This is a genomic window from Candidatus Methylomicrobium oryzae (genome assembly GCF_016745425.1).
Taxonomy (GTDB): Bacteria; Pseudomonadota; Gammaproteobacteria; order Methylococcales; family Methylomonadaceae; genus Methylomicrobium; species Methylomicrobium oryzae.
Genome location: NZ_JAERVK010000013.1, coordinates 106,760 through 131,194, shown reverse-complemented (window position 1 = coordinate 131,194; position 24,435 = coordinate 106,760). Strand labels below are relative to the sequence as shown.

Below are 24,435 nucleotides of genomic sequence, written 5' to 3'. Positions count from 1 at the left end.
CCTGGCAATGCCCCTGGTAATGCCCCTGGTAATGCCCCTGGTAATGCCCCTGGTAATGCCCCTGGCAATGCCCCTGGCAATGCCCCTGGCAATGCCCCTGGTAATGAATCCAAAAATGATCACAAGCGAAAATCGAATTAGTAGAAGCACTGGCTTGAGGATAAAACGCTAATACAGTCGAACCAGCAATTCAACATCTGCTTATAGCGGACCACTGGCTGGAAAAGGATGTTGGTGGTACGCGCGGCCGAATTGATCAACAAAAGGCCGGCAGAGGAATAGCCACATGGATTTTAAGATTTCGCGCACTAAGATCAGATAATCGACTAGGTAAGCAATTTTCTGATAACGCGCTCATCAAGGTAGTGTTGATGGGCGCAACGGGGTGACGAAATATAACAAAAGCCATCAATCGCAATTAGGAGTTTATCTCTGCCGAATATGTATTTGCCAAAACCAGCCTCGGACTGCGGCACATCAACGAAGGACATCAGAAATACTCGTTCGTGGGTGCGTGGAAGCCAGGAAAATAATCTGCAATCGAACGCAACGGAGAACTTGCGGACATGAAATTTAATCCTACCCGCCGCACGGTTTTACCATTGCTTACGCCAACCGAGTCTGGGATTTGGATATGACCTAATTTTTGTTATGGGCTGTTATAAACAATAGAAAGCTTCTCAAATGATTAGATCCGTTTTTACTTAACGAATTTTCAACATGTTGAAATCTTTCATTCGATTGCCTGCTATACAGCAAGGCTTCTCTATACATCAAAAACCCTAATGAGCCGTTCTCTTTTATTAGCTACGGCACTGTATTTGCTCTTTGTAATTTATGGCAGCCTGGTCCCGCTCGAATTCAATGACTTACCATTAGAAAAGGCAATTGGGCGATTCAAAAATATTCCTTATCTGAATCTAGGCGCAGCGTCCAGGGCGGACTGGATAGCCAATATCCTGCTTTATATCCCATTAGCCTACAGCATGTCAGCTTTATTTGGCAGGATCCACCATCCTTTATTACGGACAACTTTAGCCATTAGCGTCTTGGTTTTTTGTCTTGCCTTGGCCGTCGCCATCGAATTTACCCAGCTGTTTTTTCCACCGCGAACGGTATCTCTAAATGATCTGATTGCCGAAACCTTGGGAACGGTTATCGGGGTACTTAGCTGGCAATTTTTTGGGACATACTTTTCCAATTTATACAAACATCTGTTGAGCGGCAGTTTCTTTTCGGTGCACGCCGCGATCTTTTTTTATTTGTTGTTTTATATCTTACTTAGCCTCTTCCCCTTCGATTTTGTTACTTCTTTTGAAGAGTTAAATGAAAAATTAGCCCAAAGCAACGATGCGCTAATTTTATCCCTGGATGCATGCGGCGCAGACCCTGTGCGCTGTATGGTTAAATTACTGGCAGAAATCCTGGTATTGCTGCCCCTGGGGGTAATGATCGGCTATCTGCCGTATTTGACGCATCGAACCATTTTAGCCGTACTGATAGGTTTATTTTTAGGTCTCACTATTGAAGTTGCGCAAGTCTTCCTATTATCGGGTGCCGGTCAAGGTATTTCAGTGGTAACTCGGATGGTCGGCACGGGATTCGGTGCCGGTCTGTCTGCCTACATGAAACAGCACAGTTATCCAATATTGGGACCAACATTACGGCGAACAGTACCATTTCTTCTACTTCTTTATATAGCACTGATTTTAACTCTTAACAGCTGGTTTTCCGGCCAATGGTTAACTCTGAACCAAGGCTTAATAAAGCTATCAGAAACCAAAATTTTACCTTTCTATTATTACTACTATACCTCTGAGGGTGTCGCTTTAGTCAGCCTGTTAAGTAATTTAGGCATGTATATGCCAATAGGCTTGCTGGGCTGGGCTAGATTTTATGAGCCCACTTCTCAACGCGAGCACCAAAGCGTACATTGGGTTTACATCGGCCTATTGGCAGCTTTATTCGCCCTGGTCGTCGAAATCGGTAAGTCATTTTTAGCGGGAAAACATACCGACCCCAGTGACGTCTGGATTGCCTTTATCGCAGCAGCGGCAGGATATGAGCTGCTAAACCGCTTTCTGCTCTGGCTTGATCGTAAAAAAACTGCAGCAAAACCTGTAATTATCGAACAGGCTAGAGAAGAATTACGAACACCTGCCGAGAAACATCCAGCTAAACGCAATGAATTAGCAAATGACATAGCCAAACCCTGGCGTATCGCATCCGTTTTATTATGGAGTCTCATTGCCATTACTTTATCTGATTATCCTGTTGCCGCACCCTGGCTGGGGCTTTTTTTAATTGGCTACACCGCCTTATTATTCTATTTTCCCTATGCATGGCTAGTCGTAGTTCCCGCATTGTTGCCCGTAATGGATTTTACATTGTGGACAGGGCGTTTTTTCTTCGACGAATTCGATTTGCTGATAATGACGACGCTAGCGTTTTATTTTTGGCAAAAGCCGCAGCGACGTATCCCTTCCCTGCTGTCACTCCCCTCTATTTTATTGTTGGCCGTCTTTAGCTTGTTATACTGCGCGAGTTTATTTAAAGGGCTGTGGCCTTTACCCGCAATAGATGCCAATGCCTTTAACAATTATTACAGCCACTATAATAGCCTGCGCGTCGGCAAAGGCTTCATCTGGAGCTTAATGCTCTTGCCTTTATTTCAACTCACGATCAGACGTTATCGCGACGCCGAATATTATTTCGCTTATGGAATCTTGTTAGGCTTGTCCGGCGTATCCCTCTTTGCCGTTTTCGAGCGGCTGACTTTTGTTTCCTTGTTCGATTTTACCTCGGACTACCGCATCAATTCATTGTTCTCGACCATGCACGCAGGTGGAGGCCATATCGAATCATTTCTGATGATGACGCTCCCTTTTATCACGATCTTGTTTGCCAGATCCAGCCACAGTTTTCTTAGGAATCTGTTAGGCTTTGGACTTTTCATTATTGCCTTATACACCTTATTGGTAACCTTTTCTCGCGGCGGTTATATCGGTTTTTTCATCGGTTTCCTGGTATTGCTAGGGGCCTTACTGATTAGCTTTAGAAAACAATTACGTATAACAACAAGCGCGCTGCTGTTTGTGCCTATGGCAGCCATTTGTTTCTTCATGATCAAGCCTGTACTGCTCGGCGATGTGGCTCAGCACCGTTTCAGCCTTCTCGAGCAGGACCGCGACAGCCGCGCACATCACTGGCGCGACGCTTTAAATATACGCGATAACAATGCCACAACGTCATTGTTCGGCATGGGATTAGGCAGTTATCCGCGGACTTTCTTTTGGCTGAACAACGAAAACACGCACCCTGCAACCTATGAAATCGCCAACCAAAAAAATAACAATAATTTTTTGCGCTTACATGGCGGCGACGCCTTGTTTCTGGGGCAATACCTGAATATCGAACCTCACACAACCTATCGCCTGTTGCTGGATTTACGAGGCGATGTCGATAACCTGACGTTATCGACATCGCTCTGTGAAAAGTCCATACAGTATTCATTCCGGTGCCGCTCTGTTTCCTCATCGGCGGGTAATAATCAATGGGAACATATCGAACTAGCCCTTAATAGCAATGACGTTGGCGAGCACGTAGCAGGCGGCCTTCTGAAGCGGCCTGTTCAGTTAACCTTTTATAACGGAAACGGAATCGGTAGATTGCTCGATATAGACAATGTACAGTTACTCGATCCCCAAGGTAAAAATCTGCTGGCGAATGGAGATTTCAGACACGGTACCGATTTTTGGTTTTTCGCCACAGAAAAACATAATCCCTGGCATATCTTCAATTTTTGGATCCATATGCTATTCGATCAAGGCTGGCTGGGCGTTAGCGCCTTTTTCCTGCTGTTTGCTAACGCTATTTACGCTTGCTGCCGCAAAACTTCTCAGCACTCCGTGTTTGCAGCCATATTAATAAGCTCATTCAGCGGGTTCATGGTCGTTGGATTCGTCGACAGCCCGTTTGACGCGCCACGGTTGACGCTTTTGTTTTTTTTGTTGCTATATTTTGCGTTGCTGCGTACGCCGCAAATATGGAGCAAAGCACAATAACTTTTCACTATCCGCTACATTAGCTCTATACTAATTCTGTTTGATACTGTTCAGCGAGCATCTTCATAACACTCTCTTCCATACGATAACAATGCCGTTATGTTAAAGCATTCACCGAGCATAATTGCAATGGCGGTTGTTGATTGAGTTCAGCCGAAGGCTCAATCTCTCTAAAAACACTTAACTTTAAGGTAGGAGGACAAGGTGAAGCTAAAAAGCAAAGTTCGACATTTTCGTCCCTATCGATTCAACCTTTTCCCGAGCGAAAAATGATTAAGTTTCATTGGTAAAAAACTTACATTCCATTGAATTCCTCACGAATTTATTCGTAATACAAGATCGAACTGTATGAACACAACATCCCAGCCGAATGGATCGCCCAAAGCCCTCCCCCAACGGTTTTCCTCCTGCCAGTGGCCAATCGCAGCCCCTGCAATTCTATTTATTCTAGTGTTTGCCCCCACAATGTCCTGGCTCTGGCAACGCTGGACAATGAGCGTCTGGCAAAATGGCCATGGCATACTCGTTACCTTATTAGTTATTTATCTAGTTTGGGGAGAACTACAAAAACGCCAGGAATTACCTCGACAATCCAACCCTTGGGGTTTTGCAATCCTGGTTCCTGCTTTGATCGTTCATATGCTGGATACGGGATTGAATTCCCAATTACTGTCGGCTTTTGCCTTATTCATGTCGCTGCCGGGACTGGCGTTATTGTTTCTGGGAACTGAACGAACCAAAGCGGTACTATTTCCTCTCCTCATTTTGATTCTCACTTTACCTATTCCTCTTGTACTTACTGAATCCATTCATATGGCGCTCCGCATAATTGCCACAAAATCAGTCGCCTGGTTATTGAAGGCGTTCGGCGTGCCGGTCTATTCAACAGGAACCCTACTTCAAGTGGAAACAGGAACCTTACAGGTTGCCGATGCCTGCAGCGGTTTCTCAACTCTCTATGCGGCAGTTACCATCGCAATACTCACCGCCTACTTCTGTCATAGCCCCTCGAGACGAATACTGGTGCTAATGATTGCCGCTCCCTTGGCTATTGCAGTCAATATTGCCAGAGTTTTAATACTGACGCTTCTAGTCAAATGGATCGGTTTGGATGTTCTCGCCACTGCCGCCCATGAAATTTCGGGACTGCTGACTTTCATGGTGGCATTGCCTATCATTTTCAAGCTGGGCCAGAATCCGCTACCTCAACAAAACCCGGCTAACGAGCCACATCAATAATGATTGCTACCCGTTATTCATTACCTGTTATCGTTTTATTTACAGTGGCCTTGATTCCCACCGTAATTCATAACTATATGGGCTTGACCGCCAAAGATAATTTTTCTGTTAACCGCATACCTGTAATCCTCGATTCATTCTCATCGAATCCTTCGAAGCGTCTTGAAAGTTGGGGGAAAGAAACTTTTGACTGCCATGACTGGATCGAGCGCATATACACGGATGATGATGGCCACGTCATTCGTCTATTTGCAGGCAAATCCTTCGATCATAAACGACTTTATCATCATCCGGAATTGGCGCTCTCTTACGGAAATAGTATGGAGAAAGAAAACATTCAACTATTGGAAGGCACCAAAATACCGGTTAATGTATTGCGTAATATTAATAGTCCAGGCCTTGCTGCTTATGTTCTTTGGTCTGACGGCCAATTTATCGAAAATCCCATCCAGCACCAAATCAAAGACACGCTGAAACTCTTAATCAGTCCTAAAAAGCCAATGACTTTATTTTACGTTTCAGACAACTACAGCACACGAGAGACCCCTTTTGAAAAAACCCATGCCGCTAAAATTTTAACTCAAGCAATACAAAGTATTATTAAGAATAACATTGCAATACATCAGGTTATCGATAATAAATAAAATATTGCAGAAAAAAACTATAAGATTTGATATCTGATTTTGCAGAATACCCACCCAAAAAACAGCGAACAGAGCATCGCGCAGACATTATAAAGTTATGTTGTTAATATTAATAATACCGGCATTCTGGCTTGTGTTGCTCATCTTCCTCTTCATATGGAAACGGGAGCTATTCATAAAAACTTGGCATGAACCCTACTTCAGTGATACACCAATTTTGATTGAAAGTGATGATTGGGGGCCTGGAGGTAAATTTCATGCGAATCGGCTCCAGAACCTGCTTGATTGTTTAGCAAAATATAAAGACAGTGTTAATCGTTCTGCCGTATTGACTGCCGATGTGATTTTAACAGTACCCGATACGCAAGCGATTAAAGATGCTCCCGCCAGTTTTTTTCCAAGAAAAGTATTAGATCGACATTTCCCGGAAATATATAAAGTCATGATGAGCGGTGTAGAAAATGACCTTTTAGTTCCTCAACTGCATGGCCTCGAACATTTAAACGACGAAGCATTTGCCACATTATGCATAGCAGGAGACTCCCGCATTGCTAAAGCCAGTACGGATAGTAACTGGTGGGACTGGGAATCACTGGACTCCCCTCTGCAAGCTCACTATGTAAACGGCAGCACACTACCAACGACTCCGGTTCCAGCTGCTAAAGCAAAAGAAATCATTGATATTGCCGTCGAAACCTTTCACCGCCTGTTCGGCTACCCGAGCCTCACAGCAGTCGCTCCATGCTACCTTTGGAACGATGACGTCGAATCCGAATGGAGCCGGCATGCGATTCAAGCGATTCAGACCGCAGGGTATCGATGCGTAGGCAGAGCACGAGATGGAAGATATATCCAAGATAAATCTTTAATTCGAGCCGGTGATAAAAATACCCGGTCGCAAATTTATCTTGTCAGAAACGTCATGTATGAACCTGTCGATGGTAAAAATACACCCGCAAGCGCATATCTAGAGGCAATACGCTCATATCGCCAAGCCTTGCCTATTACCATATCCACCCACCGCTATAATTACACTCGAAGCGAAGAAGAATCGAGATCCTCTTTGGAAGGACTAGCCGCTTTATTGAGCAATCTGACTAAAGATTTGGCTATTCCCCGTTTTCTTTCTTCCGCCGAACTTGCCGAAGCCATGATTAATCCCGAGCAAGACATCATCAATCATTTCAATAAAAAAACCTGGCCAAAAGTAAAAAAAATTAATGGTATTGCTAAAATGGGCCCTTTCTTAAGTAGGCTTTATTATCGACATCCAAAGCTAGCTGCAATCGCTTATATCAGCGGTTTGATTATCCCTTGCTGGCTTATTTATCAAATTGCAAGCCCTAAAAAACTTCATTAAAAAATGAATATCAGCGCCATTATTCCTGCCTACAACAGCGCCGAGTTTATCGCCGATGCCGTCCGCAGTATCCTAATGCAAACACATCCCGTGTTGGAAATTATCGTCGTTGACGACGGCTCGACTGATGCCACAGCGGAAATTGTCGTAAACTTGCCTGGTCCAATTAAATACATCAAACAGCAAAATCAAGGACCATCGGCAGCAAGAAATACCGGAATCAAGGCTGCAGGCGGCGATTGGATTGCTTTTCTGGACGCTGACGACCAGTGGACAACCGACAAAATCGAAAAGCAGATTAATTTATTAAAGACCTACCCAAGCCTCGCTCTGATTGCCGGAGACATGACCGAAATCGACCATGAAGACCGGATCATTACTCAATCCGTACTAGCCAAACACAACTTACTTGAAAAGTTTCAACACCTGAACGGCAAAGCCATTCCCAATGCATTGTCTGAGTTAGTCACCAAAAACTTCATCCCGACCGGTACCGTGCTGGTGAATAAAACCACACTAATTGAAGCTGGCTTGTTTAATCAGACTATACGTTTCGGCGAGGATTTAGAATTATGGGCCAGAATAGCGACAAAATATCCTATATCCTGCATTCCCGAAATATTGATGCTGCGCCGGCAGCATGGCAATAATGCCACCCAGATGACCGCGGCTTTACTGGATGATTTAGTGAAGGTCATGCAATCCATCAAAAAAACGGCCTCGCAAGAATTGAAAGCGCAACGGATCAATCCAGCCCGGCTGGTTGCTGATGCTTATGCCAGCCTTGGCTACTGGCATTTTGACAACTTAAACTTATTTAATGCTCGAAAAGCTTTTTCGGCTAGCCTCAGGCAAAAACCGAACAAGCGCGCCCTATTTTATTGGCTATTTTGTTATCTCTCGCCGCAAATGATAGCGACAATGAGAAAAATCAAAAATTTATGAGTATAGGCCGATTAATCTCGAGTCCAGTAAAAAACTGCTTTTTCCAAATCACTTATAAAAAATAAACCATTCCACGGTATTTTTACTACACTAAATTTTGCCTGACGCCTTTATTGATTTACTGCTCACTATTAACGAGTCCATCAAATAAACCATTTGCTCTATGCCCACTTCGCCTGCTCCTAAACGAATTCTTTATGTTGAAAACGGCATCGGCTACGGCGGCGCAATCATTTGCCTTCGGCATTTAGTCAGAAATCTGGACCGTAGTAAATATATCCCTATCGTAGTAACCGGCAGAACCGGCCCTCACTATCAGGAAATAGCTCAAGAAGCGATCTGGAAACACATTCCGGACAGGCATATCGACATTGTGGGTGCGCATCGGTTACTCGATCCCGCAAAATGGCCCGATCAAGTTCCGGGCTTGCGCTTTGCGATCAACCAATTACTGGCGAGAACCGACGATCTTTTCAATTTTTTACCTTTTTTTATCCAATTGTTCTGGACTGCATGGCGCTTAAAGGTCAATCTGATTCATGCTAATAACGAGCCTCTCTGCAACCGGGCGGCTTTATTGGTCGGCAGCCTACTGAAAATCCCAACCGTATGTCACGTGCGTGGCGACCAGGACGGATCCAGACTCATGAAATGGGCTTTCTCCCTGCCTGACCGCTTTATTTCGGTGTCGCATTGGGTTTCGAAAAGCATGCAGCAAAAACTGCAGGTGGCTTCTGAAAATATCGACGTGATTTATGACGGCATTGAATTGGAAAGACTGAATTTGAACACAGATGGCGCCGAATTTCGCAAACAATACAGCATCGATAAAAGTGATTTCGCGGTCGGTTTGATCGGCCTGTTAATCCCCTGGAAAGGCCAGGAGCTATTCCTTGACGCAGCACGACTGTTACGCAATAAAATTCCGCATCTGAAAATGATTATCGTCGGCGGCACGCCTAATGACTGCCAAGCTTACGAACAAATGCTACGCCAGCGGGTTGTCGACGAAGGACTCGACGACATTATCGTATTTACCGGCCATATGAGTAAAATGGAAACCGTTTATAACGGGCTTGATGTCGTCGTATCAGCGTCGACAAGCCCTGAACCGCTTGGAACAGTAGTTATTGAGTGCATGGCAATGGGCCGCCCCCTGATAGGCCCCAATCATGGCGGAGCGGCCGAAATGATAGAGCACGAGAAAACCGGTCTATTGTTCACGCCGAGAGAGGCAAACTCGTTTGCCGAACAAATTGAAAGGTATTATAAGAACAATGAGCTACGTTTAAAGCTAGGGAATAATGCGCGCCAGCACGCACTGAAAACCTTTGCCATCGAAACGCATGCCGAAAAAGTGCAAGCAATTTATAAACGGCTTATTCAAGCTTAAAATAATTTCCTATCAAATAATGAACCCCTTCATATCTGGAAACATCCTTTACCCTCTTCAAGAAAAACTGCTCAACCGGCCGACATTTTCTTATTTACAAGAATTAGAAAGAACTCAATGGCTACCCCGAAGTGAAATCGAAGCGCTGCAAACGCAAAAATTACAAACTTTATTAAAAACAGCGAAAGAACATTCGCCTTGGCACGCGCACCGCATAGAAAAAACAGGGCTTAATCTCGATAAAATTACGCCCGACGATCTACACAAACTCCCGACGATGACCCGAATCGACGCCCAACAACACGGCGATCAAATGGTCTGGCATGGGGTACCGGGCGGGGCATACCGTTACACCACGGGCGGTTCGAGCGGACAGCCATTGATTTTTTACTATGGAAGACAGCGTCAAGCGGCGGATGCAGCCAGCAGAATACGAGCCCGACGTTGGTTCGGATTCAATGTAGGCGAACCGGAAGTCTATTTATGGGGCGCGCCAGTCGAGCTCAACAAAACCGACCACATTAAAACGATACGCGACCGCCTGCTCAACCAATTACTGCTCAACGCCTTTCAAATGTCGCCTGAAAAAATGAAGGAATATTTGAATGCGATCGAAAAATTCCAGCCCAGAGGCATTTACGGCTATGCCAGCAGCCTTACATTATTGTGCAAATATGCTCAACAAACCGGCAAGAAACTCAACCTCCCCAATCTAAAAGTCGTCTGCACCACCGGAGAACCGCTCTATCCTGAGCAACGAACGCTTATTTCAGAAACATTCCAGGCTCCGGTCGCAAACGAATACGGCAGCCGCGACGCCGGATTCATTTGTCACGAAAACCGTCACCAACAGATGGTACAGATGAGTGAAAGCAATATTGTTGAGGTGCTTGATGGACAGGGCAACCCGGTAAAACTGGGCGAAACCGGCGAAATCGTTGTCACCGGCTTATGCTCGGAGGCTCAACCTTTCATTCGCTACCGCACCGGGGACATGGCTACGCTATCCAGCGAGACCGATCGAGATGGACGGGGATTACCTATCATCAGCCAAGTACATGGCCGTAGTACTGATTTTCTGGTACATCAAGACGGCTCTATTGTGCATGCGTTGGCCGCTATTTATATTCTGCGCGAAACCGAAGGTGTCGAACAGTTTAAAATCATTCAGCACGATATCAACGAATTCGAGATTCTGATTCATACAAACCCGCATTGGACTTCCATCGGACAAAAAAGCATCGAGAATAAATTCAAAGCCAGATTCGGCAATAAATGTCAAATTGATATAAAATTTTTAAATAATATCCCTTCAGAAATCTCGGGAAAAACCAGACAAGTCATCTCTAAAGTTGAAATTCAATTCTGACAAAATCGCATTCTATTTAACGAAAAGTCGACCGCCTTATTAAAAACTTTTCAATATAACATTATGCAATCCACAAATATAATCCCATGGCGAATTACAAATTACTTTAATAACTTGTTGGAAGACAGAATCCGAACCAGATTGCATAAATTATACAAACTGATAAAATTTGGCCGCACAAATATCAATACCCGGGACTACTGGAATAATGAATGGGCTAATGATTCTGTCCAACGAGACTATGTAGAATTATTTAAGCTTATTTTGGAACAAATTCCTACAGGCGTAAAAGTTCTAGATGTCGGCTGCGGGGTAGGCCGCCTTTCCAAAATTATTAGAGAACAAAAAAATGCTGACCTAACCTGCTTGGACTTCTCAGATTGGGCTTGTGAACAACTGGAAAAAGAAGGCTTTAAAACTATTGTCAGCAAATTGCCAAATATTCCCCTGCCAGACAATGCCTTCGATATAGCTGTTGCAACTGAAGTTTTTGAACACCTTGATAACCCAGAAAAAACGATTAAGCAAATGGTTAGGGTAGTAAAACCCGGAGGAATAATAATGTGCAGCGTCCCTAACGATGCCCTTCACCCCCATGAAGAATTAGAACATCAGCACCTCTTTACATTCGATAAAATCGTTGCAATGCTATCCAAATACAGGAACGAGATTATTACGAAAACAGGTAAGTTATATCTTGGCTCTGAACATAAATTCATATTAGCTATTTGAAAAACTAACCAATAACCAGCTTAAGAGATCAAAAGCTAACTCGTATTGTGCGATATTATTGCACATGCTCAAAGCAGCCAATTATATAAACCAGTAAGGTGAATCAGTGAAACAAAATGCGTGGGATATTCAAAAAGGTTCTGGCAAAGTAGGAACGGGGCATTGGCGTTATTGGGATATACCTTATGATTTTATCGTCGAAACAGCATTAAAATGGAAAATGCAAATGGATGGCATTAAAAAGCCGTGGTTATGCTGGAACATGAATGATAAATGGTGCCTATTACAACAAAAACTGGTTCTCGAGGTTGGCTGGACCCCCGTCGTAGGTTGGGATCCTAATCTTGGCGTCGGCTGCCCCCCTCTTGTAGAGGGGGCGATTGCAATTGATTTCAATAGAGACTTACAACTGCCGGTATTTTACCAGCATATTCCTCTTGAATTCGCTTTTCTATGGGCTGATAAACTCGCGACTTGGCATTCCGACTTGTTATTGCCACGAAAAAAAATGAAACATGCCGCTCATATTTTTGAACAATTACAGGACGGAGAAATGGCTGCCGTTAAAACCTATGGAGGGATGCGCAATTTCTTCAACAAAAAGTATCATCGTTTCTGGGAAGTTCTAGCCTGCACTACCCGGAGAGCCAGCGAGGACCAATTTTTAAAAGGATGCGGCTGGTGGCGCGGATTTCAAAGCCACCCAAATGCCGATAAAAGCCCTGCAGAAATTGAAAGGCGTAATAAATTTTATGATGATCATGGCTGCGGCATTGAATACTGGCGTCGTTATTATGGCGGTCAAATAAAAGTAATTCCGGAGCGCTGGATAAGTAAAGAACATTTTTCAATAATCAGCGTAAAAGATTATAAAAAAGGGGCAAGCAAGTCAGAAGAGCTTGACATCAATTTTGATCTCAATAAAATCACAAACTCACTCAATATATCTGACTTATTAAATAATAAAGATGTAAAGATTAACTACAGATAACAGTCAAAGTAAAATTCACCTATAATTAAAAATATGCCAGATTATCACTTTTAAAACTTTCCTTATGCACGTAGCTGACATACCAATAGCTTGACATGAATATCCTAAAATTTATTATATTTATAAGCATAATATTACACTCTCCGATATCGCATAGCAGGATTTTAAGTAATGTAATAACTTCTGAGCTTGATTTAGCAATGCTCCCCCCTTTTTGCCGCGCAAGATTAACCGATGACAAAAATTTAAAAAAAGTATGGTCTAGGAAGTTAGGACCCGATTTTATACATGTCCATCATTATTGTTTCGGACTTTGGAAAATGGATAAAGCAAGAATGCTAATGGATAAAAAAGAAAGAACCAATCTCCTTGAAAGTGCCATTTCAGAAATGGGCTATGTTCAACAACATGCCAGCTCTCAGTTTGTTCTTCAGCCACAAGCATCATATTATATTGGCCAAATGTATGAGCTAATGGGAAATTCACTTAAAGCGATAAATTATTATCAAGAAAGTATAAGGTTAAATCCAAAACCATCTCCTGCTTATGCTGCACTAAGCGAGATCTACAGAAAGCAAAACAATATTAGCGAAGCTAAAAAAATTATAAAAATAGGACTTAAGCATTCCCCCTCATCCAAAAAGTTAAATAAGCTTTTACATGCATTAGAAAAAAAATAATACAGATATTAATTATAGAAAGATTTAAATATTATCTTGCCCGGAACAACAAATTAAACAGCACATTTAATGCAAAAAGATTTATCAATTAGAAAAAATACGCTTTGGCTGTTTGCTGGCAATATAACTCAAAGAGTATTAGAACTTTTATTTAGCATTTTACTCGCCAGGCTACTTTTACCCTCTGATTTTGGGTTATTAATTACTACCCAAGTATTTACCGGCGTTGCGGGTTTTATTGCCGGTGGAGGTATGGGCCAGGCCCTGATACAAGCCAAGAAAATTACCCAGAAACATTTTCATGTGGTTTTTACCATTCAACTGGGTATCTGTGTATCAATCTATGCTGCTTTTTTCTTAGCCGCTCCTTGGATTGCAGTATGGTTTGACAAACCCATTTATTCAGACTTACTTCGCGTTTCCGCTTTAAATTTTCTTATTCGACCATTCTTAAACATTTCCAGCTCAAAACTAAAGCGTGAGATGCGTTTCAAATCGATTTCTGTCCTCTCTTTAGTCAGTCTAATAGTCTCTAGCACATGCAGCGTATTGCTAGCTTTCTACGACTATGGGGTATGGAGCCTTATATTTGGAGGATTAATCGGCTCCTTATTTATGTCGATTTCCCTGATTATTCTTAGTCAATGTTATCCAGCATTTGCTTTTGATAGTGAAATCGCCAAAAGCTTAGGCACCTATGGCTTTAAATTCTCAATCAACGACATTGTCGAATATCTACGCTTACAAATCCCTAATTTTTTACTGGGTAAATTTATGGGATCCCAAACTGTCGGTTTATTCAACAAAGGCTATAGCTTATCCGAATATCCTGTTCTTTTAATTGCGGGCTCTACCTATCAAACCGTGTTTCGTGCACTTTCTTCCACACAAGATAACTTCAACCAAAGCAAATATATTTATCTTCGAACCATAACCCTCGTATGTGTATATACATATCCCTTTTATATTGGTTTGTTATGGTTAGCAGATCCTTTTGTAACCATATTATATGGAGAAAATTGGCGGCCGGCCGTAATGCCTTTGCAAATTCTTTGCATTAGCCAAATGTTAAGATGTTTCGGTAATGGATCAGGAGCAGTAATAGCTGCACAGAATATATTAGGTACTGAAATTAAGATTCAATCAGTGACTTTTTTTTTAGTTGGATTGGGCTGTTGGTACGGCATTCAACAAAACGATATAGCAATGATAGCTTGGGGTATGCTGCCAGGAAGTATTTTTTTATATATAGGTCTCGCTTATTGTGCTTGTAAGAGACTTAAAGTGACGCTTCTGGAATTTTCAAAAGCCATAGCTCCTGCTTTATTTTTAAGCACTTTATTGGCAAGTGCTTTAGGTTTAATTGAATACGGCCTAAACCATTACAACATCGAATTAAAACCCTTGGATTACATGATCAGTTTTACTGCTATTGGCGGCATGACTTATGGCTTGCTTTTTTTATTTTGTCCTATCGCATCATTAAAAACTGAACGTGATCGATGGAAGAAAAAATTATTATTACAATTTTAATTTTTAGAATTTTTCATGCTATTCAATTCCTATGAATTTATTTTTTTCTTTTTACCTATCTCTCTAATTGTTTTCTTTTATCTCGGCAATCTCGGTCACTACCGAGTCGCACTAAGCTGGCTTATCGGCGTCTCGCTATTTTTTTATGCATGGTGGAATCCTGCCTATCTCGGTCTTTTACTCTTCTCAATATTGTTCAATTACGCTTTCGGAGTCGCATTGTCTAGACAGTCCGACCAGAACTCAGGCAGAAAGAAATTAGCGTTATGGATAGGCGTCGGCACCAACTTATTTTTTCTCGGTTATTTTAAATATACCAATTTTCTAATTGATTCTCTTCATACTCTTACATCCCTATACTGGCATATCGATAAAATTATTCTACCGTTAGCTATTTCATTTTATACTTTTACCCAAATCGCCTATCTGGTCGATGCTTATCGAGGAGAAACGCGGGAGTATAATTTTCTGCATTATGTGCTTTTCGTTGTTTTTTTTCCACACCTGATAGCGGGCCCCATAGTGCATCACCGCGAAATGCTGCCGCAATTTGCCAGACCCGAAACCTATCGGCCACAATTGTCTAATCTGAGTGTGGGAATAACGGTTTTTATCATCGGGCTGTTCAAAAAGGTTGCCATTGCAGACACTTTTGCCACATATGCTTCCCCTGCATTTCTAATCGCCGACAATGGCGGAACGTTAAATTGCTTTCAAGCCTGGGAAGGCGCCATCGCTTATACCTTGCAGCTTTATTTCGATTTTTCCGGCTATTCCGACATGGCGATTGGCCTCGCTAGATTATTTGGCATCCGTTTCCCTCTTAATTTCAATGCGCCTTATCAAGCTTGCAATATCATTGAATTTTGGCGCCGCTGGCACATGACTTTGTCCCGTTTTTTGCGGGATTACCTTTACATCGCGTTAGGCGGCAACAGAAAAGGCGAATTCAGACGCTATCTCAATTTATTCGTTACGATGCTTTTCGGAGGGTTATGGCACGGTGCCGGATGGAACTTTATTATTTGGGGAGGATTGCACGGCCTGTACTTGGTTATCAATCATCTTTGGCAACGACTCGTTCCTGTATCGATAGACCGTTGGTGGTCGAGGGGCATTGCCCGCACTTTTACCTTATTAGCTGTCGTAATCGGCTGGGTTTTCTTCAGAGCAACCACAATAGATGGAGCCTTGGCTATCTTGAAAGCCATGATCAATTTGCCGAGTAACCTGCACGGACATATCGGGCCCCTGGAACAATTCATGACAACAATTGGATTTCGCTTCGACAGCGGTTACTTCGCAACGGAACATTACCTCAAGCTCGGTATCTTGTGCTTTTGGCTGTGGATTTTGATGGCCTGGCCCACTACTCAACAATTAATGAGACATTTCGAGCCAGCAATCGATTATAAGGCTAAGGGGTGTGACGCTCTGGAGGACAAACTGATCTGGCAACCCAACACCATTTGGAGCGTACTAATCGGCTTTATCGCCGTTATATCGATTCTGCATCTTGGCAACATCAGCGAATTCTTGTACTTCCAGTTCTAATCGGCCGGATCATGGACTCATTTCACAGTTACATAAAAAAGTTATTGTTTTTAATAATTTTTCTGCTGGTTTTAACTGCGATAATCAACATTTCGGTCGATCCCTTTGAGTTATTCGGCAGTCCGAAAATAGAGGGTTTCAATCGGCTGAAACCGGAGTATGCCAAACATGTCCGAATGATTAAGGCCCATCAGGTACGCATACGCCAACCGGAAGTTTTGGTTATCGGCTCGTCCAGGGTGGACCTGGGTTTAGATCCTGACCATCCGGCGTTAATGCAGACTGACGTCGGCGCCTACAATCTTGCCTTAAGCAGCGCCAATATCTATGAAATATTGCGTTATATACAGCATGCCCATGCAGTAAAACCGTTAAAACAGGTGGTCATCGGACTCGACTTTTTCATGTTCAACGTCAACAAATCGAACGAACCTGACTTCGACGAACTCCGCCTTATCTCTAATAACCGTGGCTGGTACAAAGATATTATAAACTCGTTATTGAGCTATGATGGCTTGTCAGCCTCCTTATCGACTCTAACACATCAAAGAGAGATTTCGGTTTCACAATATTTATCTAACGGTTTTAGAGACGACAGCCAACATTGGAAAACCATACAAAAAAAAGGCGGCCATCGTCGAGCAACTATAAACAATGAAAGCTATACTTTAAAAGCAGCTGACGGATTCGTATTTTTCTCGATCGAAAATAAAAATCCCATTTCCTCCACTTATGAATATTTCAAACAAATTCTGTTATTTTGCAAATTCAACAACATCGATCTTCGCCTATTTATTTCCCCTGAACATGCGAGAAAATTAATTTTGATCGATACAATAGGTCTTTGGAAAATCTATGAAGATTGGAAAATCAATCTGACACAGCTCATCAAATTAAATGCACCCTCTTACTCGTTGTGGGATTTTTCTGGTTTCAACCAAATCACGACTGAGCCCTTTCCCGAACTAAGCGACAATCTCACACAAATGCGATGGTATTGGGAATCAAGCCATTATAAAAAAGAAACGGGGAATATTATTTTAAATAAATTACTAGGGAAAGATGAAAAGGAGAGGAATAAATATCCGGATTTCGGCGTTCAACTCACCCTGCAAAATATTGATAGCATACTCGAACAGAACCGAGCTCAGCGCGAAGCTTACATTAAGCAAAACATTGAAATTATTAAAGAAATCAAAAGAATAATAATCAATACTTCTTCTGCCAGAGAACAACTCATGAGTCAAAATAAACAACTAGAGTCAATTAACTATTTTCTACAAGCTTCGTCATCCAAATAAATATTCCTCTGGTATACACCACAGGCTTTATGGTATGAATGGCTCAACCAGCGGTAAACTGAGTCTTAGCACACTTCCATAATTAGCCGTCAGTCTTAAATGAGCACTGGTTTGAAAGGTTGGCAGGCCAAGTATCTCTATTAAGTGGTGGTCAGAGTCTTCAGTGAAGTGAGTCCGTACAGCAATTGCGGGCATATGCCTCCCGCCAGGTATGCGGAAAAATTAAGGCAAGCAATAATAATTTTAACTTAACTTCTAAGTTATCTTTAGTAACCCTAATGAGGAGCACATCACCCACTTTACGGGATTATGATGCGTTGTTTAGTAGTAGACGGGCAAGCAGGCTATTTTCCATTAACCCACCGACGAAGGCTGGGGCAAAACCCGAAACTGGCCACCTTCGGCGAGGTCTGGCTAAACCCGTCAATTAGGATGAAAGCGACATAAGAAACATAACAACTAGATGGGCAATTGCCGGAAATCGTAGATATCAAAATATGAGAAGGAACCTGGATTTTATTTTTGCCGTGTACAGAGGATTTCTATAATGAGTAATTCATATAGATTATCTTTTATTAAATATATTTTAATTTCCTTGATTACTTCTTTATGTTTATCTGTCTTTTTTTTGTGCGCGAATATTTATGCCGCCACTTTATCTGAAATTAATATTAACAAATCGATTCAACTTGCTTTCGAAGAACGTGACTTAGGTGATAAAGATAGATTAGAGGGCGATAAATTACATGGCTCAGATCAATATAATGACTGTTTAATAATCCAAATGGCAATATTGAGATCAAAAGATTCGATAAAAGATGCCTTATCTCCACTTATGATTCCTAAGAATCCTAATAAAAATCGAAATCTCTCAATTTGTAAAGCTCTCCATCAATTAGTTACAGGGAGTCAAAATTTCGAATACGAACGATACCATCGCTATCTTCACGGGCACAGAACAGTTGCAGCAATATTTTTAAGCTTTACAGACCTAAGAACTAGTCGTTTTATTTTAAAATTTATTGAGTATGGGTTAATCTTTATAATGTTTTTTGATGGGCTAAGAAAATTAATTTTTGGAAAGTTCAATAATGCTGCAAAAACCCATTCAGAAAATACTTTACAAGCAGGCTCTCAGATAATTATTGCAATAGGTTTTTTTTCTTTCTATGGACTTGAATACTTTGGCCAATCTTTCACTCACGGTCCATTTGCAATATTAATTCTTATATTTATATTATTTGTTTTTCAACACAAATTAATAAATTACGATATTTTTAATTTATGCGTATTATCATCAGCTTTTGGATGCCTTGCCATGTATTTTGAATTTCTAAGCGGGCCTTTACCTTTAGGGTGTGCCGTTATCTTAGGAATTATGAGTATTTTTTGGGGGACAGAAGATTACTCCAATAGCATTAGAAGAACCTTTTGGGTTCTTTTTACTTTTATATTCTCTGCTTTAGCCTGTTATATTTTTAAAATAGCTCTAACCACCTATATTTTCGATGAAGATATTTTTCTTCAAATTAAAAATGGAGTGGCATTAAGAACCGGGAACTCATCTTCTTATAATGCCACGGTTAACTACAATATTATTGATGTTATCAACCATCTTCGGTGGAATTTTGGAAACATTGCATGGGGTTCAAATCAAGCAGGATATATAATTTTCAGTTTTTGTTTAGCCCAATTATTCACAGCTTGTTATTTGCTGACCAGAAATTTTTCACGCAACTTTAAGTGGAGAATTTTTATCTTGTTATTATCTGCGGCGGGAATTTTCCTTTGGTACGCATTATTTATAAATCATACCATAGAACATTCTTGGTTTATGGTGAGGCTATTAGTTTGGCCCATTATTGCTGGGTGGTTAATATGGTGGATTACGGCCATAGAATTTCAGCGGAATAGAGATACAATTGCCGAAGGATCATGACTAGATTTGGTGTCCGCCGTGTAATAGGTACGGGGGGCGAGGCGCTTATGACAAAACCGTGGTATTCGGTTTGATCAAGCGCCACGGTCGAGTCTACACTTAGATCGTGCCGGATTATTGCGCCAAAGCCACACTGCAAGCAATTATCCGAGGCAAGGTGAGTTCTGAGAACATCATCTATTCCAATGGTTTCAAGGGCTACGACGGTGTGGTCGATGTCGGTTACGATAAACACCATCGCATTGAGCATGGCAAAGACGAGTTTGCTACAGGACACAACCCCATCAACGATATCGAAGGCTTCTGGGGTGTGGCGAAAACTCGGCTGGCCAAGTTCAGAGGCATCCGTAAAAACACGTTCTACCTGCACCTGAAAGAATGCGAGTTTCGCTATAACCATCGCAGCCAGAATTTGTATTTGATCTTCCTTAAAATGATCAGAAACAGATTTCTGTTTAAGTTATGCCCCCCCTAAATTAATTGGTAATCCAAGAAACGGTAGCCAACCTGTACTGGTAAAAATGCATTAAATCCGTTAAGACGCAGAGATCAATAAGCCTTATGAAATCGAAACAAAGTCCCATTGTTCTCATGTACCATGGGACCACCAATAATTATCCTGTTTCCAAATATTCGATACAGGCCTCGCAGTTTAAAAAACATTTGATTTATCTGCGAAAAAACGGCTGGCATACCGTCTGCCTCAGCGAATTGTGCACGCCAGACGATTTGCCGGACAAAACTGTAGCGTTAACATTCGATGACGGTTATGCCGACAACTTCGAAAACGCATTTTTGCCGTTGCTTGAAAACAACATGAAAGCAACCTGGTTCATCACGACAGACGGCATTGGCAAACATGCGGAATGGATGGGCCCGCCTTCGGAGCAAACGAAAATGCTGACAGCCAGCCAACTCAGCGAAATGTCGGCTGCCGGCATGGAGATCGGTTCGCACACTTGCTCGCATCCCGATCTTTCACAAGCGACATTTGAACAGCAAGCGCGCGAACTTTCCGAATCCAAACAATTACTTGAAGCCCTACTGCAAAAGCCTGTCAAAGGATTTGCATATCCTTTCGGAAGATATAACGAGGAATCGCTTACAGCAATTACCGCAACGGGTTATGATTGGGCTTGCAGCACCCGCTCGGGCTGGTTCGACAAGGAACCCAATCCGCTGTTGATCCGTCGCGTTACTATTTTTGCCGATGATACCGCGGCTATACTGGCTCGCAAGCTGGCGTTCGCCGACAACGACGTAAGCTGGAAAAAGATGGCCAATTACTATAGCCAGCGCCTTAAAGCGAAATTCTTGCATTGAGGAAACGCTGAATAAGTTCCCTCTCCCTCTGGGAGAGGGAGGTTCCCGGACTTAATCAGAGCTTCCTTAATCTTAAAAGCCCGAGCCTTAAGTCTCCAGAATTTACTATAGTTTTGTGCAATGCACATAAATCCAGACAATACGGATATTCTCAACGATAATTAAGGCAACTCTTAAAACCCTAAGCCATAAACATGTTGCAGTCCCCTCAAATTTCGATCGTCATGCCCTGCTACAATGCCGGAAAGACCATAAAAACAAGCATTGGCAGCGTCTACCGGCAAACCTTTAGAGATTTTGAGTTGATAGTCGTCAACGACGGCTCGACCGATGAGTCCTTGTCGATATTAAAAAAACTTGCCGAGAGCTATTCCGGGTTACGTGTTATCGATCAGCCCAACAAGGGTGCGGGGCCGGCCAGAAATCGCGGCATTAAGGAAGCAGCCGGAGAATTTATCGCCTTTCTCGATTCGGACGACAGTTGGCATCCCGACTGTCTATCCAAACTTCATCAAGCTTTGATGACCGATACGAACGCGGCCATCGCTTATTGCGGCTGGCAAAATACCGGTTTGGCCGCTAATCGTTGTAAGCCATTTGTACCCGCAGATCATGAAAAGCCAGACAAGATCGAGACCCTCTTACGCACTTGCCCCTGGCCGATTCACGGCGCGCTGACCCGTAAATCAGCCATCGATGCTGTTGGCGGATTTGCCGAACAATGGTCATCTTGCATGGATTACGATTTGTGGCTCAGAATCGCTTCCTTCAACAAAATCGTCCTGGTTCCGGAAGTGTTGGCTTATTATCATCACCATGCAGGCGAACAGATTACGAAAAATCGTCTACGTATCGCTTTGAATCATTGGAAAATTCAACTCGAGTTCTTGAAAAATCATCCCCCTATCGTAAAAGCGTTAGGCAGGGACAAGGTCAAACAATTGACACACGGCGAATTATTGCATAGAGCCTATGTTGCTTACTGGCAAGGCGACTTGGCGACAGCGCAAAGTCTGTTTAGAAGATTATTATTTTTGCCATTTTTCAAATTGGCGGATCTTAAATATCTTTTACCGTCTTTACTTCCTGCAGCACTCTATCAAAAACTGATCAGGCTATGCCGCAATTGAACGATACCATGAGCACAAAAAAAATAACGTTGGCCTTCTGCACTTACAACCGCGCGGAGCGGCTTGAAAAACTGGTCGAGGCCATACGCCGGCAGACCACTTCCACTCCTTTTGACATTCTGGCCGTCAACAACAACAGCACCGACCACACCCTCACGGAATTGGAGCGGCTCGCCAAGCTGTCCGGTCCAGTCTTGCGTTATGTCACCGAAACCGAGCAGGGCATCGTTGCCGCCCGGAACCGCGCCATTGCGGAGTGCCTGGATTCAGGCGTTATGATCTTCATCGATGACGATGAAATACCTTTGCCCGGACTGATCGAATCGGCAGCGCATTCCATTCTGCAACAAGGTGCCGAATGCGTAGGCGGCAAAGTTGCGTTGGATTTTTCGACCCATGCCCGCCCGCACTGGTTAAAGGACGAGTTGCTGGGTTTTTTGGCGGAAGTGGATTACGGCAACGAGCCTTTTTGGATCAAGGACACCAGCACGCCAATATGGACGGCTAACATTGCCTACGACATGAGAATGTTCCGTGAAAACTCGGAGTTGAGGTTCGATAAGCGTTATGACCGCAAAGGCAAAGTCATCGGCGGCGGCTCGGATGCGGCAATGTTCGCCACCTTGCTCAAACAAGGCTCTCGTATTTACTACAACCCCGGCATGTGTGTTCTGCATGATGTCGAGCCATGGCGCCTGCATCGAAGCTATTTTCTCAAGCTTCATTATCGGTCCGGTATGCGTAAAGCCTACAATGAACTGCCGAACTATCCTCGCACCCTTTTCGGCATACCGCCTTTCATGATCAAACAGTTGCTCAAACACAGCCTTAAAACTGTGTGGATGTATCTGACATGCAATCCGGGCAAGCTTCGTCAAACCATGAATGCTTCATACGCTCTTGGCCTAATAGCTGGTTACCGTCTGAAAAACAAAATACCTCATCAATCCTGATGCGTGACATTGTCGTACTCATTTTTCTAACTGCCTGCATCATTGCCGCGCTTAAAAAACCTTGGTGGGGCGTGTTGTCCCTCGCAGTATTCAGCTATATGAATCCTCATGCCTATGCATGGGGGTTTGTTCGCACATTCCCGGTTTACTATATATTATTTTTAGCTATTATTTTTCGCACTGTTTTTGCCAAAGACAAGCAACCGATACCAAAAGATTGGCGGGTCATTTTTTTTGCATTGTTGTGGCTGTATTTCCTGTTTACAACCACTCAAGCCTACATGAAAGATATAGCTTGGCAGCGTTTTTGGTTTGTTAGCAAAATTTTTATTCCTCTTTATTTCACACTGGTGCTGATCAATACACGTGAAAAACTGTATTACCTCATTATCACAATAGGTGTTTCAATTGGCATTGTAGCCGTAAAGGGGGGAATATTCGCACTGGCAACGGGCTTCGGGCATCGGGTTTACGGGCCGCCGCTGACTCAATTTGAAGACAATAACCAATTTGCCGTGGCCATGCTGATGATTATCCCCTTGTTATTGGTATGGCAAAAACAATCTCCACATATTTGGATAAAAAAAGGAATCCTTTTTTCCTTGCCCATCATTTATGCCGCCTCGCTATCATCCTGGTCGCGCGGCGCATTATTGACCATGGCAATGCTTACTCTTATGCTCACCTGGCACAGTAAGCGTAAAGTTTTGGTCATACCCCTGGTTTTAATTGGAGCATTTCTCGCTAAAGACTATCTCCCTGAAGAATGGTTTGGCCGAATGAATACTATAGAAACTTACGAACAAGACGCATCAGCCATGGGAAGAATCACAACCTGGATTGATGGCTGGAACCATACGCTCGAACATCCGTTTACCGGCGCCGGTTTCGAGGGATGGCAGGTAGTTAGCCTCCGCGATTGGCACAGCTCCTATGTCGAGATGTTTGCAGAGCATGGATTTGTTGCTTTCGGTCTATGGCTCTCTATGATAGTGGGCAGCATTGTCAGTTTGACGTTTTTGCCCCAAAAAACTCGTAATATTGATGGCATGGAGTGGGTCGGTAATTACTGTTTCATGATCCGCGCTTCCATTATTTGTTATATGGTTGGCACCGCGTTTTTAGGTCTCGCCTATTGGGATCTGATCTACCATTTGGTCTTTATTTCCGTATTAATCAAAAAATTTGCATTACAGGAGCTTTCTGAAAAAATTGCGCAGCAAAAACTCAAATTGAAATCTGTCCGCTCGACGGATAATGAATATGCTATCACCCCTAGTTAGTG

General features: G+C 42.8%; 18 protein-coding genes and 1 pseudogene. All 19 read left to right on the top strand.

Annotated features, from left to right (window positions below; genetic code table 11):
* Positions 1–785: 785 nt before the first annotated feature.
* On the top strand, positions 786–4,064 hold the full coding sequence (locus JJL52_RS15220; RefSeq protein ID WP_202053342.1) for a VanZ family protein: 3,279 nt from the start codon (positions 786–788) through the stop codon (positions 4,062–4,064).
* 348 nt (positions 4,065–4,412) lie between these two features.
* A complete protein-coding gene (locus tag JJL52_RS15215; protein ID WP_202053341.1) occupies positions 4,413–5,303 on the top strand; it encodes an exosortase/archaeosortase family protein in 891 nt (296 codons plus the stop codon).
* Positions 5,303–5,947: a hypothetical protein gene (locus tag JJL52_RS15210; protein ID WP_202053340.1), complete on the top strand. Its 645-nt coding sequence runs from the start codon at positions 5,303–5,305 to the stop codon at positions 5,945–5,947. The genes JJL52_RS15215 and JJL52_RS15210 overlap by 1 nt, the downstream gene beginning before the upstream one ends.
* 97 nt (positions 5,948–6,044) lie before the next feature.
* Positions 6,045–7,307: a hypothetical protein gene (locus JJL52_RS15205; protein WP_202053339.1), complete on the top strand. Its 1,263-nt coding sequence runs from the start codon at positions 6,045–6,047 to the stop codon at positions 7,305–7,307.
* A gap of 3 nt (positions 7,308–7,310) precedes the next feature.
* Positions 7,311–8,252 (top strand): glycosyltransferase family 2 protein, encoded by a 942-nt coding sequence (locus JJL52_RS15200; RefSeq protein ID WP_202053338.1) that lies wholly within the window; start codon positions 7,311–7,313, stop codon positions 8,250–8,252.
* A 163-nt stretch (positions 8,253–8,415) separates the two neighbouring features.
* Positions 8,416–9,645 carry a glycosyltransferase family 4 protein gene (locus JJL52_RS15195; protein WP_202053337.1) on the top strand — a complete coding sequence of 410 codons (1,230 nt, stop codon included), beginning with the start codon at positions 8,416–8,418 and terminating at the stop codon, positions 9,643–9,645.
* Positions 9,599–11,014, top strand: coding sequence for a phenylacetate--CoA ligase family protein (locus JJL52_RS15190; protein WP_236994284.1), 1,416 nt, complete (start codon positions 9,599–9,601; stop codon positions 11,012–11,014). Before JJL52_RS15195 ends, JJL52_RS15190 begins: the two co-directional genes overlap by 47 nt.
* A gap of 141 nt (positions 11,015–11,155) precedes the next feature.
* A complete protein-coding gene (locus JJL52_RS15185; RefSeq protein WP_202053336.1) occupies positions 11,156–11,746 on the top strand; it encodes a class I SAM-dependent methyltransferase in 591 nt (196 codons plus the stop codon).
* A 106-nt stretch (positions 11,747–11,852) separates the two neighbouring features.
* Complete coding sequence (locus JJL52_RS15180; protein WP_202053335.1) at positions 11,853–12,737, top strand: hypothetical protein; 885 nt, start codon at positions 11,853–11,855, stop codon at positions 12,735–12,737.
* A 320-nt stretch (positions 12,738–13,057) separates the two neighbouring features.
* Positions 13,058–13,417: a tetratricopeptide repeat protein gene (locus JJL52_RS15175; protein ID WP_202053334.1), complete on the top strand. Its 360-nt coding sequence runs from the start codon at positions 13,058–13,060 to the stop codon at positions 13,415–13,417.
* Positions 13,418–13,486: 69 nt separating this feature from the next.
* Positions 13,487–14,950 (top strand): lipopolysaccharide biosynthesis protein, encoded by a 1,464-nt coding sequence (locus JJL52_RS15170; protein ID WP_202053333.1) that lies wholly within the window; start codon positions 13,487–13,489, stop codon positions 14,948–14,950.
* Positions 14,951–14,965: 15 nt separating this feature from the next.
* Entirely contained in the window at positions 14,966–16,504 is a 1,539-nt protein-coding gene (locus JJL52_RS15165) for an MBOAT family O-acyltransferase (RefSeq protein ID WP_202053332.1), read from the top strand.
* 11 nt (positions 16,505–16,515) lie between these two features.
* Positions 16,516–17,805: a hypothetical protein gene (locus JJL52_RS15160; protein ID WP_202053331.1), complete on the top strand. Its 1,290-nt coding sequence runs from the start codon at positions 16,516–16,518 to the stop codon at positions 17,803–17,805.
* 547 nt (positions 17,806–18,352) lie between these two features.
* Positions 18,353–19,744, top strand: a complete 1,392-nt coding sequence (locus JJL52_RS15155; RefSeq protein WP_202053330.1) for a hypothetical protein — start codon at positions 18,353–18,355, stop codon at positions 19,742–19,744.
* 5 nt (positions 19,745–19,749) lie between these two features.
* Positions 19,750–20,219, top strand: a pseudogene (locus JJL52_RS15150) (IS1595 family transposase); the annotation flags it as partial.
* An 86-nt stretch (positions 20,220–20,305) separates the two neighbouring features.
* Positions 20,306–21,067, top strand: a complete 762-nt coding sequence (locus JJL52_RS15145) for a polysaccharide deacetylase family protein (RefSeq protein WP_202053328.1) — start codon at positions 20,306–20,308, stop codon at positions 21,065–21,067.
* Positions 21,068–21,261: 194 nt separating this feature from the next.
* Entirely contained in the window at positions 21,262–22,197 is a 936-nt protein-coding gene (locus JJL52_RS15140; RefSeq protein WP_202053327.1) for a glycosyltransferase family 2 protein, read from the top strand.
* Positions 22,198–22,205: 8 nt separating this feature from the next.
* On the top strand, positions 22,206–23,150 hold the full coding sequence (locus tag JJL52_RS15135; protein ID WP_202053326.1) for a glycosyltransferase: 945 nt from the start codon (positions 22,206–22,208) through the stop codon (positions 23,148–23,150).
* Positions 23,150–24,433: a putative O-glycosylation ligase, exosortase A system-associated gene (locus tag JJL52_RS15130; protein WP_202053325.1), complete on the top strand. Its 1,284-nt coding sequence runs from the start codon at positions 23,150–23,152 to the stop codon at positions 24,431–24,433. The genes JJL52_RS15135 and JJL52_RS15130 overlap by 1 nt, the downstream gene beginning before the upstream one ends.
* Positions 24,434–24,435: the final 2 nt, after the last annotated feature.